Source organism: Candidatus Sororendozoicomonas aggregata, assembly GCF_031528575.1.
Lineage (GTDB): Bacteria > Pseudomonadota > Gammaproteobacteria > Pseudomonadales > Endozoicomonadaceae > Endonucleibacter > Endonucleibacter aggregata.
Map to the genome: position 1 here is coordinate 67,000 of NZ_JAVLSP010000003.1, position 15,246 is coordinate 82,245.

Here is a 15,246-nt window from a genome sequence, read left to right on the forward strand (position 1 = left end):
GAACACCGATATTATGCTCGAAAGCATAAGTCCGACAGGCTCCTGGAAAGCAATTATGTTGTACTATGTGCTGAAAATTGTCATTACAACTCTTCTGATAGTTATTATTTCTGAAGTTTCTAAACGCAACTCCATGGTCGGAGCTATTTTGGCATCCGTTCCCCTTGTCACGGTCTTAGCCATGATATGGCTATATACAGACACAAAAGACGTAGAGAAGGTTTCCGCATTATCTTCTGGTGTATTCTGGCTCGTATTGCCTTCGTTGGCTTTGTTTGTAACCCTCCCAATATTTCTGAAATTAGGCTGGAATTTCTATCTGAGTCTTTCCACATCCATAGTTGTAACAATAGCCTGCTATTTTATTATGATATGGATACTCAATTATTTCGGAATAAAATTATAAATGACTTATAACAAGGCACTTAAGTAAAGACAAACTTGCGCTACGCTCTGGCTTGCTGCTTAGCTGAGCGTTGGATGCTCTGGTGAATATTCGCATTCGATAGAATAAAAAAACAGATCAAAAAAACAAAAAACAGGACACCCATAAACCTCCTAAAAATATACAGCAGACTGCGCCTGCTGTACCTGCCCCTGATGTCGCGTTATGTGTAAGTTCAACATGGAGTCAATAACATGTCTTTCATTAAAGCGGCTGTAGATCAGGTACAATTTTTTCACATAACGCCCGTATAAGCTAGCCAGTCAACACGGCATGATCTGGATTGGCCTGGATGCGCCCGACAGTGACAAAGAAAAAGGCGTTAATCGTCTTGGTTGTCAGCTTGGCGTCACAGCATGTAGTCCCGATGGTGACGTTCATGCAATAGATCTTAAGAAGCAGTCTTAAAGGTCATATCCAGAAAGTGCGAGAGAGTGCGGCCAGAATTTCCGATCAATTTGCTTAAATAGGTCAACTATTCGCACAAATTGATCGAAAATTCTGACTCGCCCTACTGAATTTTATGCTCGAAAGCATAAGTCCGACAGGCTCCTGGGGTCTCATTTTGTGTGTGGCGCATCTGTTATACGGGAGGACTGCTGCCACCGGTAATGACACTACTGTGTCTGAGCAAGCCGTTAGGAACTGTTCTTAATGAGTCAGCGCCATCCGTTGATGATTTTTCCCTTTAACCGTTGTTCGGACTGTTAAGATGACGCAATATAGTTTTATAATGATAATGCCTTTATAAAAAGCGTTGATGGTTTGAAAGTCATCTGATATTAATAAAGGCATGGTGACATGGATGACACAACCGTGGTCTTACAAAATTAAAATAACAGGGGTTGCAGTTTCCCAGCGGTTACTCCAGTGTAATAAAACAGGAATAGCGCTGTATGGAAGCGACCAAGAAGGATATGGAAGCTATGCTGGTAGGTACAGTGAAGTGGTTTAATAATCCCAAGGGATATGGGTTCATTCAGGCCCAGGAAGCGACAGATAATCAAGATGTTCTGATTCATTACTCCGTGATCGACATGGAGGGCTTCAAAACACTGAAAGCAGGGCAGCTTGTCAGTTTCGATATAGGGCAGGGGCCAAAGGGGTTGATTGCAACGAAAGTCATTCCTGATAATGGTAATAGTGCTGATGTTCCACAGGCAGACCCTGAAGCGCAGCAGGAAGACTCGCTACCGGCCTGAAAGTGTTCAGGTGTTCGGTTAGATCCTGTTACTATTTATTGCAGTAAAAACATCAGCCATTTCAGAGGGTATTCCTGAAGTGGCTTTTATTGTCTTTGGCCCAAGTAGCAGGATTATTTTGTGCATTCCGGCTTTATTTCTCTTATATCCATCGTCACCGTTAGTTGCGCCTTTGCATTGTTATGTATTTGGCTAAGAAGGCGGACAGAGGCGACGTGTCATAAGCAGCTATTTTTTCCTTCACCTGCCAGACGTTTATTCTTCGGACAACTGGATATGGCGGTCAGTAGTCACTTTTATGTATTTCCTGATATTCCTGTCGCATCTGTGGTTAAGGGTAAACGCCTCGGTCCGAGGCGCTCATTGTTAAGAAAACTGAAAGGGCACAGTTTTGACTATTTACTGTGCGATCGTAATAATGTCACTGTCGTGTGTGCCATATCACTCGACAGGCGTGATGAAAATGATGCCGGGCATCAAAAACACTTGCGCAAGCTGTGTGATATGGCAGATATTCCCCTTCTGGCTTATGAAGAAAAGCCTTACCGGAACGTCCCTGCCCTGCGTAAACAAATCTTTGCCAGTTGCGGTATTCAGGATACACATGTACCTGAAGAGCAGCAGGATCATCAACTATCAGAAGATAAAGGCAATATGACCGCGAGAAGAACTGCCGTACATAAATAACGTGAGTTTGATGCCTAAAAAAGACACAGAATCCCATTATTCTGCGATCTTGGTGATTTCTACCTTGAGTTTGAACCAATGGCATAAGCAACTCATCGCTGAAAATGATAGGTGCTGTAAATTTTTTATCAGGCTTTTTAACGACACTGCTTGTGTATTAGGAAAAAGTTGTCGGGAAAAACATGAAGCCTAATAATCAGCCACTGTCCTACAAGACTTTACTACGACGGGATCAGTTGAAGAATGTCGCCCAAATAGCGTGCAGCGGGCACCGTTACAAACCAACTTGAATCTGCTGGCTGGGTTGGTCGCATAAATTTATCAGAGCAAAAAACCACCGATGAACTTTGAGTCCGACAGGCTCCCAGGTTCAGGGTGATTTTTGGTTTGTTGGTCTGATAGTTATCAGTAATACTTATTGCGGCTATTAGTAATGATAATGTTCTATTGTTTTTGAATGGCTATTATCAGTATGAAAAGGATTTTCACTGCTGTGCTTTTTTCACGTTAATGTTTGACTGTTCGGAGTATTGTCTTTCATCACCCTTTTTTCAGAGTGTTTCACTCAGAGAGTAGTGCGTCTTTTTGATGTTTAAAACTGCCATCAGAGGGTAATGCTACACCTGAAAGCGGCTTTATTTGCCGCAGGCAATTTTTCACCAAGGGGTTTTTTTCTCTTGGAAACAGTCCTAGGAGTCTGTCGAACCTAAGACAACTTCGGCCTAAAATCCAGAAAGTGCGAGAGAGTGCGGCCAGAATTTCTGATTAACTTGCTTAAATAGGTCAACTATTCGCGCAAATTGATCGAAAATTCTGACTCGCCCTACTGAATTTTATGCTCGAAAGCATAAGTCCGACAGGCTCCTGGAAGTCTGTGCCTGGTGGAGATCAAGAGAGGCGGAAGAAAAAATGAGAGGCGAATAGTCTGCTGAAATAGTCTGCTATTGAGCGGACAATATCGGCTTTTCCAGACCCGCTTATAAGATACGTCGATAGTCGTTCGACTGTAAAGGCAGCTGTTTATTTTTCCCAAATGACTGAGGTAAATTCCAATGCTTACATTAAGGACAAGTGCGCTTGCCATTTCTAGCTTAGCTGCTGCTGTATCTTGCACTACTCTTGCCAATTATTTGCCAGCCTCGGCTATAGCAACCGAACCGGATGGCAGCTGGGTAGGTGGTTATTATTCCAGCTGGTCATATTGGGCGGGCAAACCAGGCACAAAAGACCTTAGCATGATCAAAGACACAGCAGGAGCAGCTAATTACATAACTTACGCTTTTTTGGGCGTCACAACCCAAAAAACACTCACAGATCACCTGCCTTTATACGGCGGAAAGTTTCTGACCGATCAGCAACAAGGGAAGCCTGGCACGGTAGTTGACACCGAAGCCCTGGTAGAATCAGGTGTTACAAGCTGTCCTGAATATCCTGAGGATTTCAGCGCTTGCGTCAACTCTTACGCAACCAAATACATGTCGAAATATGCTGCTTCTACAAACGGCAAGACGATCTTGCTCGCCTCTATTGGCGGTTGGAGTTACACGGATCGTTTAAACCAGTTTTATCAAGACTATACCTCAGACCCCGCCGTTTTGACGCGTTTTGTTGATTCAACAAGAAACTGGCTTAAAGGGCATCCTGCCTTTAGCGGTATCTCCATTGACTGGGAGTATCCTGGTTACGGGCATTCTGCCAGTCACGACGGTCACCAGGGGGAAGGAAAGTTGTATACTGCCATGATGATGAAATTACGCATCATGCTGAATAATCTGGGAGGAGAAAATAACAAGCATTATTATCTGACAACAGCCGTTGTTGCCTCACCCAAAAAAGCAAAAGGAGAGGCTGAAGAGGGTGTTGACTGGCAAAAGGTTGCCAGTAGTGCGGACTGGCTCGATTTAATGGGCTTTGATATGCATGGTGAATTTGATGTTGTTTCAGGCATGAAGGGGCTTGCGCAAAACATGAGTGAGTCCACTGAGCTACAGAGCGCCATTGACTTTTATATTAAAAAAGCACATGTTCCCGCCAGAAAAATAGTGTTAGGAGGGCCTACCTATGCCCGTGAAATGCTGGTCGCGCAACAGCCCACTGAAAAGAATCGGTTTGGCTACATGGGCTCTTTACGTTACAAGGGTTTTGAGAAATACGGTCAGGCTTTTAAAAAGGCTTACTATACTGATAACCCTGACTATTTCAAGTTTGCGGACAACCCCAATCCTGAGCCCTATTATCCCGCTGCTGGTATGGTTGATTTTACCGGAACTTATAGCTATTCGTGTTTCCTGGATACGCTTACCAAAGGCGCGGCCCCAAGTCAGTGCGGTTTTTTGGTTAAAAGAGACAACAGGGGGGCTATAGGTCAGCCAATTCCCAAAGGTTTAAAACTCAGCTATCCAGAACCGAATATAGCCTGGCTTTCAGATAACAAACAAAGTGTTAAAGCTACTTTTGCCGGAGCGCCCAACCCCTCCCAACCCTACCCGGCCTACCCTGTATTTACTTTGGACACACAAAAAGTGGTGCGTGACAAAGCCAATAAGTTGGTCAAAGCTAACAAGCTTGGCGGCATGTGGTTCTGGGAATTGAGCCAGGATGCCTTACAAAGCCCGAAATATGCTTTATTTACCCAAGCGTGCAAATCCATTGGTCACAATGGAATGTGCCTGACTGAAAAAAACCAATGATCACTCAAGTTCTGTTGACATAAGAACGTAATCTCAGTGGCGGGAAAAGCCTCCCTGGCTTTTCTTCGTTACATGACACCATCAAACGTTAATAAAACGCAAAAATAAGCAGGTTTTCCCATGGGTTTTGCTTTTTAAAAAAGACCATGAACAGTTTCTGGGAAAAACCAGCTTCTTTGTTATTTTCTCGGTTTATTTTTATAGGATATTCATTTTTAAAATAAATTTGTGTCGTTTAGTTTGTTATTCCAAGAAAAATAGGAGTATAGTGCAAAATACAAGGATAGGTGTAAATACGTATTCTGTTGTTGCCCACCACCTATGCGCATGGTCAAACATAATAACTAAAAAGAACAAGAGCGTTATGGACAAGAAAACATCGTTCAGAAAGTCGCTGCTCAGTTCAGCGATCATAGCCGCCACACTGCAAACACTATCCGCTGCTTCCCAGGCAGCTACTTGCCCGGCACCTAACGCTTCGGGAAACGTGCATGTAGGTGTGGGTGATTTTTGTGAAGGGGGCATTACTGTTGACGCAGGCTTTGGTCCTGTTAACGATATTGGGATTCAGGGGCGCGTCAATGGCAATGTGCTTGTTGATGACGGAATCTCAGATTTCTGGATGAGTGCCGGTGAGCTTAATGGATCGTTTATTAATAATGATGTCATGCGCGACCTTAACATCGATAACGGCTCCAACGTATTTTCTGATATTCAAAACAACGGCGATATGCGTTTTTTAACCGTGTCAGACGACCCGGGTGTACCTACGGTGATTCATGGCAATATTTCCAACGATGGCAATATCACCCGTGTGCATATTACCGGCAGCCGCGCCCTGGTTAAAGGCAATGTTATCAGTTCTTCTTCAGCAACCATCGCTCAGGACTTGATCATTGATAATGGCGCGACCGTTGAAGGCAATGTGATCAATCATGGCAGCATGGGGGAGATCTGGGTAAAAGGCGCGCGTATTGGAGGAGATCTGACCAATACGGCAGGCGGCAGCGGTGTTGCTATTGATGATGGTGCCATTGTCGGTGGTACCTTTAGCAATGATGGCAACGTCTTTGGTGTTGGTGTGCTTGATGGTTCAACCGTTGTGGGTGATTTTATCAATAGTGGCGATGTTTTTGTCTTTACTGCGCAAAACGACACCACTGTTGAGGGCAATATGGTCAATACTGGCAATGCCGTGATCGTCCATGTAGGCGATGGTTCCCATGTGGCGGGTGATTTGGTGAACCGGGGCTTTGTTGATGGTGTCACTATGGCTGATGGCGCATCGGTGGCAGGCGCTGTGGTCAACGAGGTTGATGGTTTTACCGATGGTTTGCTGGTGATCAATGGTTCATCCGTAGAGGCTGTATTAAATGAAGGCGTTACCCGGTACATTGCCATTGACTCGTCGGATGTTGCTACAGATGTGACCAATAATGGTAGCGTTAACGGCATTGTCTCCGTGGCCGATGGTTCAACCATCGGGGGCAATCTGGTGAATAACGGCAGTATCAACCCCAGTGATACTGAGCCTTCTTTCGGGCCATTTTTTGATGGCGCAAGCACAATGTCGGGTATTGAAGTGACCAATGGTTCGGCAGTGGCAGGCGCTGTGATTAACAATGGGGATATTACCCTTGATTTTGTTGATCCTTTGTCTGATGGTTTCGCTCCCATGCAAGGTGCTTCTCTGGCCGGCATTTCCGTGAACAATGGCAGCCATGGTGGACGTATCATTAATGATGGCACGATTACCGTCACCAATGGTCAGGCTCACGACAGTGGGGCATTTTTGGACGGCGCCCAGGTCAATGGCATAGAAGTTACCCGTGGTTCAACCGCTGATACTGTAATGAATGACGGTATGATTGTTGCCGATACCTTTGGCATTTTGGTCGATGGCTCAGGCAACGACGGGGTAACGGTTAATGGTGATGTGGTCAATGCTGCCGGTGGTGGGATTCTCTCACAAGACAATGGTATTTTTATCCGTAATGCCAGGGTCGAAGGAAATATTCAAAATGATGGCTCGATAAACTCTTCAGAAGATAATGCCATTGATATCCAGGACAGTTGGGTTAGTGGCAGTGTCATTAATACCGGTAGCCTGACGTCTAATGACGATTACGATGTTATTGATATTGATGACAGCCATATTGAGGGTGATGTGTTCAATACCAGTAACGTCACTGGTGAAGACGGGATTGATATTGATGATTCCACCGTTGCGGGTACTGTGGAAAACACCGGCACCATTAATGCCGTGGATGAGGGTTTTGATATTGACCAGAGTGATATCAGCGAAAACCTGGTCAACTCTGGCCTGATTAATGCCGGTCGTGTGGGTATTTTTGTTGAAGGCGAGATGGACATGCTGCCGCCACCGGCGCCGGGTGAAGCGCCTGTGTCTGTCATTGATTATGTGACTGTCGGTGGCAGCTTTATCAACTCGGGTGATATTGTTTCCGGTGAAACCGGCATTTACATGCGCTATGTGGATATTGCCGGAGATTTCGACAGTTCCGGTTCTATTGAGGCCGGGCTTCAGAATGTGTTGCCTGATGATGGTGAGTACTTCCACGGCATTGACCTTGAATCAGTGAAGGTTGGCAATAATGTCGTGCTCGGTGAGATCAGTGCCCTCGATAATGGTGCTCGTGTTAATGGCGTAACAGTCGGCGGCGATATCATCGGTAACGGCAGTATTTCTGGTACTCAGGGAGATGCCCTGTCTATCAGTGGGTCAAGTATCGCTGGCAACCTGATCAATCAGGGTGTTCTGTCGGCAGGTAATGACGGCATTGACCTTTCTGATACGACTATTGACGTAGACTTTATCAACAATGGCGATATTACCGCTGGCGATGGTTCAGGCATTGCCATGGGAAATAATATTACTATTGACGGCAGTTTTAAGAACGCAGGGAATATCACCGCTGATGACTTTGGTATTATCCTGGAGGGCAAGCGCTTTCTGGATGATGGTAACCAGCTGGTCACAGAGAATATAGCGGCGGTCGGTGGTGACTTTATCAACAGTGGCGTTATTACCACGGCAACCAAACACGGTATTCACATTGTCGATGCCACTATAGGTGGCAAGGTGCACAATACCGGTGATATCACTACCAATAATAAATACGCTATTAATATAGAAGGCAGTAGCCAGGTGGGTGGTGATGTCTTCAACAGTGGTGAACTGACCGGCAACAAAGGCATTCGTCTCGTAGGTAGCGCGCGGCTTGAAGATGGCCAGCTGGTAAGTGGTGAAGTTGTCACAGTCGCTGGTGTTGTAGTGAATGAAGGGATTATCCACTCAAGCAATGACGCCATTCGTATTACCGGTGCTGAGATTGGTGGACTGGTCAATGCCGGAGATATTGATAACACAGGCAGCGATGCCATTGACATTGATAATGCCATTATCCATGGCAATATTGAAAACAGTGGGTTAATTACTACCACAACAAACGACGCGATTGACCTTGAAAATACTATTGTTCATGGCAGCATTATCAACTCGGGCCGTATCGACAGTACGGGTGTAGAAGGCATTGATATCAATAGTAATACACTGGTTACAGGCCATATTATTAACAAGGCTGACGGTGTGATGATTGCTGACTCTGACCCACTGATCATTGGAAATGCGGAGATTCAGGGCAGTATTATCAATGATGGTCTGATTATTGCCCGACAAAATGATGCTATCCAGGTGGATGACTCATTCGTTGGGGGCAGCGTGATTAACAATGGCACGCTCCGGGCCGGTGATAATGCATTTGAGCTGGATGGGCAGCGTAATAAACCTGTAGTCATTGCGGGAAATCTGGAAAACCGTGGTCAGATTTTTGCCATTAGAGGCGATGGCGTGACCAACGGTGGTGATGATGCTTTTGATATTGATGATCTGGAAGTCAGAGGGAATGTTATCAATACCGGCACCATTGTAGCCGGTGGCGAAGCCTATGAAATAGACCGAATGACTATTGGCGGTAACTGGGCAAATACTGGCGCTATTACCGCAGGTGAAGATGCCTTTGATGTTGATGGCCTGCAGGTGACGGGTGACTGGCTTAATTCAAGCACTATCATCGCTGGAGAAAATGCCTACCTTGTTGAGGGAAACAGGCAGTGGCATGAGGCTGAAGAAACCCCGGACGGCGTCACGCCCGGGTATTACTCTCTGGCACCGACAACCATTGGTGGCCGTTTTGTCAATGAAGGTGATATTGAGGCAGGCAACAACGGTATTGTATTTGACTTGGTCAGTATCGGCACTAATGGTGTGCTCGAAGATGGCCTGGCTAACTTTGAGAGTCGGGGCGACATTCTTGCCAAAGATGGCAGTGCCATTGACCTTCGTGCGACAAGTGTTGCTGGTGACTTCGTTAATACTGGCGACTTAACGGCCCGGCAGGGTCCTGATTTTGTTGCCGGCGATTATTATTACCACTCGCCACAGGCCCCGTTGCCTGATGGTCAGGTGGTGCTCTCAGCACTTGGTGAAGACCAGCAAAGTAATGCCTGGTTCAGTATCAAGAATGAAACGGGTAATAACGAGTGGTTAGTTCTGAAAGATGAAGCAGGGAATTTCTCAGAAAGCTTTTTCCTGACAGGTGGTCAGGAGGTGATTGTTAACACCGGTGACCTTCCCGAAGGAGCCAGTTTTGTGCTGACTCGCGATGGTGGGCCCGGACCCGGACCGGGACCAGGCCCGCAGCCCGATGGACAGATCGCGGTCGGTACTGTTGATTTGAATGCCGAATTTTCTCCACCGTACCACATTGATAATGTCAATAGTTATTTCCGGGGTATCAGCCTGACAGGGAAGCTTTATGATGAAGGCGGTGAGCATGAGCAGCTAGTAAGAAGCGCTATCGGTGGCGACCTGGTTAATGCAGGCGCTATTTCTGCTGTTGATCAGGGTATTTATATCAGAGACGCCGATATCGCCGGTCATATGGCAAATAGCGGTGATATCACCTCATTGCGGGCATCAGGCATTGATATTGCTGATGCCACTATCGGTGGGAGCGTGATTAATGCCGGCAATATTGACGCGGGAACAGGCGTTTTTTCTCAAGAAGGTGATAACTACCGTGGCCAGTGGCAGGGTAAGCCCACCAATGACGGTGAAATTCTTCTTGAGGCCAAAGGACGCGATAAAGCAGGCAATGCCTGGTTTGTGGTGCGCAATGAAAGCAACACTTACTATGGTGCGCATTTGCAGGAGCAAAACGGCGACTTTTCCACTCAGTACTTCAATATTGCGCCCGGCGAGGAAGTTTATGTCAATGCGGGTCAGCTTGAGGGTGACCTGGACCTGAGCTATCCCGGTTCTGATGGTCTGATAGCCACTGCCACAGCCGATAATGGCCGGTTTATGCCAAAGACAGAACCTCAGTACGGCATCAGCCTGGTGGATGTTACTGTTAACGGTGGCGTTGAAAACAGCGGCGTGATCTCTGCCATCAGTAAAGGCATTTATGTGGCTGACAGCACACTCTCTGGCAGCGTGATCAATGGTGTTGACGGTGTGATCACGGTTGAACGTTCTGAAGATGGCCGCACCGTGGGTATTGAGCTTGATGATGTAGAAGGCGTGGGTAGCTTTGTTAACCGTGGGACTATTACCCTGCTTGATGATGGTTGGGGAGCAGGGATGACGGCTACAGACGTCTATATGGATGGCGTTGCTGGTAATACAGGCACTATTAATAGTAACGGCTTTGGTATTGCTCTTTTTGATGTTGACGGTGCTACCGGGCTGGTTAATGAAGGGACGATTAATGCCGAAATTCCCGGTCTGTTTGCCGTGGACTCTTCCATCGATGGCGATATTGTTAATCATGCCGGTGCTGTGATTAACACTAACTATGATGGCATTTTCCTCGGTGATGTGCGCGATGCCGACAACCTGGCAAACCATGGCACGATTAATGTGGCTATGGGTGATGGCATTACGGTATTTGACACTGACTTTGAAAATAATGTGGTTAATACCGGTGATATCACCGCCGGTCGTGGCGGTATTTCACTGTTTGATCTCAATGCTGACAATGTCATCAACACTGGCACTATTACGGCGGGCACTTTTGATGCCCCTGTTGATGGTGAAGGACCATTCCCACCACCGGGGGCTTTTGGGCCTCAAGGCGATGGTTTGACGCTGGTGAATGTTGACCTCAAGGGTGTCATTCAGAACCACGACAACGGTGTTATCAATGCTGCCGGTCGTGGCATATCAATCATTGATGGCAGTGCTCAGGCACTGAGCAATACCGGCTCTGTTACAGCCGGTGGTCATGGCCTTGGAATATATGATACTGACATCTATGGCAATATATACAACAATGGATCAGTGACCGCTGGCGTAGATGCTATTCGCGTCGTTGATACCACAGTTGGTATGATCAATGATGGCGAAAGTATCGCGGGAACCGGTTATATTATCAGCGACAGCAACGGTGTCATCAATGCCGATGATGACGGCATCCGGGTGAAACGCTCCCTACTGGCCGGTGGTATTGAAAACTTCGGTGCTATCAATGCGGGAGAAAATGGCATTGATATTGACGACACACGCCTGAGCGGTCATCTATTGAATGCGGGCTCAATCGTTGCCGGTACAACAGCCATTGACATAGGCGGTGAAGACTCTGATGGCACCGTTTATATTGATGGCAAAGTTGCCAATTACGGTGCCATTACCGCCGCTCACTCAGGTATTCGTGGTGAGGATGTTGAGCTTAATGGTGATGTACTCAACGCGGGCAGTATCATTACCGACGGCATGGCGGATGGTATGACAGCCGGCATCGGGCTGACCAATGTTAAGGGCGTTGGCAACCTTATTAACGACGGTGGCATTCACGCCGGAAAAGCCGGTGGTGACGGCAATATTGCCTTTGGCATGGGTATTCAAGACGCCGAGATGGACGGTAATGTTGAGAATAACGGCGTTATTCTTGCCAATGGCTATGGTATTGCCGTTGATAATGTAGAAGGTGCTGACAATGTCATCAACAGTGGTGGTATACAAACCACTGCCCGGGGTGTTTACCTTGTTAACTCTGAACTCTCCGGTGCTATTGAAAACCAGGCAGACGGTGAAATCTATACCCGTTACAGCGCTATCTATGTAGAAAATGTAGAAGCTGGCAGCCTAACAAACAGCGGTAGCATCGAGGTGAGTGAAGGCCACGGTATCAAGGTACTCGGTAGTACTGTCCTCAATGGCAACATTAGCAACAGTGGCTCTGTTAAGGCCGGTCACCACGGTATCAGTCTTGATACTGTCGAGGTGGACAGTGTCGTCAATACCGGCGCTATCCTTGCCGGTTTTGCCAACCCTGAAGGTAATGGCGTTGAAATTGACAACAGCACCCTCGCAGGTGTTGTGGCCAATGGTGAGGACGGCACGATCAAAGCCAATGCCCACGGTATGGCAATAACGGACACAGACGGTGTCACTGACTTTTATAATGCCGGTACCCTTGAAGCCGGTGCCCATGGCATGGTGGCATCCGTCGTGCGGATGGATGGCGATGTGACCAATAGCGGCACCATCAGTACCCAGGGTGTAGACGGTGCGCCGTTTACCGTTGCTATGGGAGTAATGGATGTTGAGGGTCTGGACAACTTCACTAACAGTGGAGAGATTAATGCCGGTCTCGCCGAGGGTGAAAGCAATATTGCCCTGGGCATGGCGGCAATGAATGTGGATATGGACGGTGAGATCGTTAACACGGGTAGTATTTCGTCGTCTAGCTATGGCGTATACCTTGACCAGGTCAGGGGTGCAAGCCGGCTGGTGAATGAAGGCAGCCTGAGCGCGCCGCAGTCCAGGGGTATCTCCGTTAACAACACCATCATTAGTGGTGAACTCCGTAACTCCGGCTCTATTGATTCCCTGAACAGCGGTATTTATCTGCTCAATTCGGCAGCGGGCTATCTAAACAACAGTGGTGCGATTAATGTGAGTGAAGGCCACGGTATCAAGGTGATCGGTGGTGGTTTTGCCGGTGGTGTAACCAATGATACAGGGGCAACCTTGACGGCTGGTCATCATGGTATCAGCCTGGATCAAGTCACCCTGGTTAACGGCAGTTTGTTAAACCGTGGCGCTATTGTTGCCGGGACAGCCAATGCCGAAGGCAACGGTATGGAAGCATTCAACAGTACCATTAACGGGCTGGTCGTTAACGCAGACGGTGCGACCATTGACGCGGCAGCAGGCGGTATTGTGCTGGATAATACCACGGGTGTTACCAACGTGGTAAATGCCGGTACCATCAGCGCTGGTGGTGTGGGTATCACGGTGGCAAACACGGCAGTCAGTGGTGTTACCCAAAATACAGGCACAGTGTCTGGTGGTGCTTTTAGCGGTGTCATCAGTCAGGGGGACGATACACGTGATGTTGAAACCCAGCAGTTAGCCTTCGATCTGCGCACCCAGGCGAACCCTGTTAAGCTGGAAAATACCGGTATCATTAACGGTGATATCCTCGGTCGCAGCCTGAGGGATGAGCTGGGCGATGTGCTGACGCTGGCAGGGGGTGAACTCAATGGGGATGTCCACGATATTGAGGAAACCAATGTAACAGGCACCATTTCCCTGAATAACACCTTCTTCAGCTTCAATAACAGCAGTACCCTGACCGTAACCGAAACGGGCAGCTTGCAAATGGGCGACACTAGCCTTGTTTCTGTTCAGGGCGGTTATCAGCAAGTAGGTCAGCTCATCTTTGAGGTTGACGAAGCCAGCCGCCCATTTACCCAGGCCATTGTGGATGTAACGGATGTGGCTGAGATTGCCGATGGCAGCGCCTTTGAGATGAGCCTGAAAAACAATGATCTGCGGAGTTTGAATCCAGTTGATGGCGCTGGCAGAGATATTGTCCTTGTTGAGGCAGATAATGGTGCGACGGTTGACGTCGATGCAGTGACTATCACCGATAACACGATTCTGCTTAACACATTGGTGGGTCAGCGTGACAGTGACAGACAGGTGGTGGCGAATGTCTCTGTGGCGGATACCGGGTTGCTGGCGGCTTCAGGGGGTGCCGATGTGAATGCGCAAAATGCTATCAGAGCACTCCAGGCAACCAATTCAGAAGGGTTGATTGAGTTGTATGACAGTAACAGGGCACTCTATGACCAGCTGTTTGAAGGGTCTGCCACTGACTTTGCCGACTTTGCCGAGCGACTGGTAGCCAGCCCTGAAACAGGTATTGCTGCCGGTCAAAGTGCTCAGGCTGAAGCAGTGAATACCATCCTCACGCGGATTGCCGAACTGAGAACCGGTGCTGCCGGTATCTCCGCCGGTGACGATGAGGATGCGGGCACTGATATTCGTCCTGACTCCCTGTGGATCAGAGCCATCTACTCAGACGGCAAGCAAGATGCCACGCGCCATAACGGCAGTGACTTTAATGAATACTCCCTGCGCAGTTCGGGCTTTACCATTGGCGCTGATAAAGACGTCAGTGATACCTTAACGTTGGGTGTAGGGGTAACACTAGCCAACAGCACTGCCAACGAGCGTGGTAGCCGTCAGGGTGCTAACAGTGAAACCAAAACGGTGTTGGGGTCGGTCTATGCCGGGTGGCGTGACCAGGACTACTTTGCCGATGCCAGTGTCAGTATGGGTAAAGGCAGCACCGATCTGAACAGTACCGAGTGGGAGGCGGATTACGACTCTTCGCAGATTGGCGTCAGTGTTCTGGCCGGTAAGAGTATTCTGTTTAATAACAACGATACGCTGGTAGAACCCCGTGTGGGCCTTAACTATACACGCCTGAAAAGTGATAAGTACAGCTATGAGGGAGCAACAGGTACCGAAACCATCGGTTCCCAAAACCTTGAAACCCTGGAGCTCGGCGCTGGTGTACGGCTTGTCACCGGTATTGAAATGGGTGATGCGCTGCTGCTGCCTGAAGCCAGCCTGATGGCCTGGCACGATTTCAAGGCAGACGGTGTCGAGGTGGATGTGGCCTTTGAAACCGGTGGCGGCTCGTTCACCTATTTTGGTCCTGAAACCGAGAAAACCCGCTATCAGGCAGGTGTGGGAGCAGAATACCTGATGGACAACAACTTCAGTGTTTCTGTGAACTACGAACACAACTGGCAGGACGGCTTTAAAGCCGATACAGTGGTGGCGAAACTGCGGTATGACTTCTGATGGTGTCAGATGGTATAAGGCAATAAACCAGAAAGC

General features: G+C 47.9%; 6 protein-coding genes. 5 read left to right on the forward strand and 1 reads right to left on the reverse strand.

Features of this window, described 5'->3' with window-relative positions:
* The first annotated feature begins 55 nt into the window (after positions 1–55).
* Positions 56–406, forward strand: a complete 351-nt coding sequence (locus tag V4C51_RS01135; protein WP_330924300.1) for a DUF3147 family protein — start codon at positions 56–58, stop codon at positions 404–406.
* Positions 407–700: 294 nt separating this feature from the next.
* On the opposite strand, the gene V4C51_RS01140 is transcribed toward V4C51_RS01135, so the two are convergent.
* Positions 701–826: a hypothetical protein gene (locus tag V4C51_RS01140; protein WP_330924281.1), complete on the reverse strand. Its 126-nt coding sequence runs from the start codon at positions 824–826 to the stop codon at positions 701–703.
* A 515-nt stretch (positions 827–1,341) separates the two neighbouring features.
* Between V4C51_RS01140 and V4C51_RS01145 the strand changes: the two genes are divergently transcribed.
* The 4 genes from V4C51_RS01145 (at position 1,342) to V4C51_RS01160 (ending at position 15,210) form a co-directional block, all read left to right on the forward strand.
* Positions 1,342–1,647, forward strand: a complete 306-nt coding sequence (locus V4C51_RS01145) for a cold shock domain-containing protein (protein WP_330924282.1) — start codon at positions 1,342–1,344, stop codon at positions 1,645–1,647.
* A gap of 120 nt (positions 1,648–1,767) precedes the next feature.
* Positions 1,768–2,334: a DUF2726 domain-containing protein gene (locus V4C51_RS01150; RefSeq protein WP_330924283.1), complete on the forward strand. Its 567-nt coding sequence runs from the start codon at positions 1,768–1,770 to the stop codon at positions 2,332–2,334.
* Between the two features lie 1,052 nt (positions 2,335–3,386).
* Complete coding sequence (locus V4C51_RS01155; protein WP_330924284.1) at positions 3,387–5,024, forward strand: glycosyl hydrolase family 18 protein; 1,638 nt, start codon at positions 3,387–3,389, stop codon at positions 5,022–5,024.
* A gap of 364 nt (positions 5,025–5,388) precedes the next feature.
* Positions 5,389–15,210, forward strand: a complete 9,822-nt coding sequence (locus tag V4C51_RS01160) for an autotransporter outer membrane beta-barrel domain-containing protein (protein WP_330924285.1) — start codon at positions 5,389–5,391, stop codon at positions 15,208–15,210.
* Positions 15,211–15,246: the final 36 nt, after the last annotated feature.

Bases quoted from the DNA above. Each gene is read 5' to 3' on its own strand.
- V4C51_RS01135 (WP_330924300.1), top strand. From the start codon at position 56: ATGTTGTACTATGTGCTGAAAATTGTCATTACAACTCTTCTGATAGTT.
- V4C51_RS01140 (WP_330924281.1), bottom strand. From the start codon at position 826: ATGAACGTCACCATCGGGACTACATGCTGTGACGCCAAGCTGACAACC.
- V4C51_RS01145 (WP_330924282.1), top strand. From the start codon at position 1,342: ATGGAAGCGACCAAGAAGGATATGGAAGCTATGCTGGTAGGTACAGTG.
- V4C51_RS01155 (WP_330924284.1), top strand. From the start codon at position 3,387: ATGCTTACATTAAGGACAAGTGCGCTTGCCATTTCTAGCTTAGCTGCT.
- V4C51_RS01160 (WP_330924285.1), top strand. From the start codon at position 5,389: ATGGACAAGAAAACATCGTTCAGAAAGTCGCTGCTCAGTTCAGCGATC.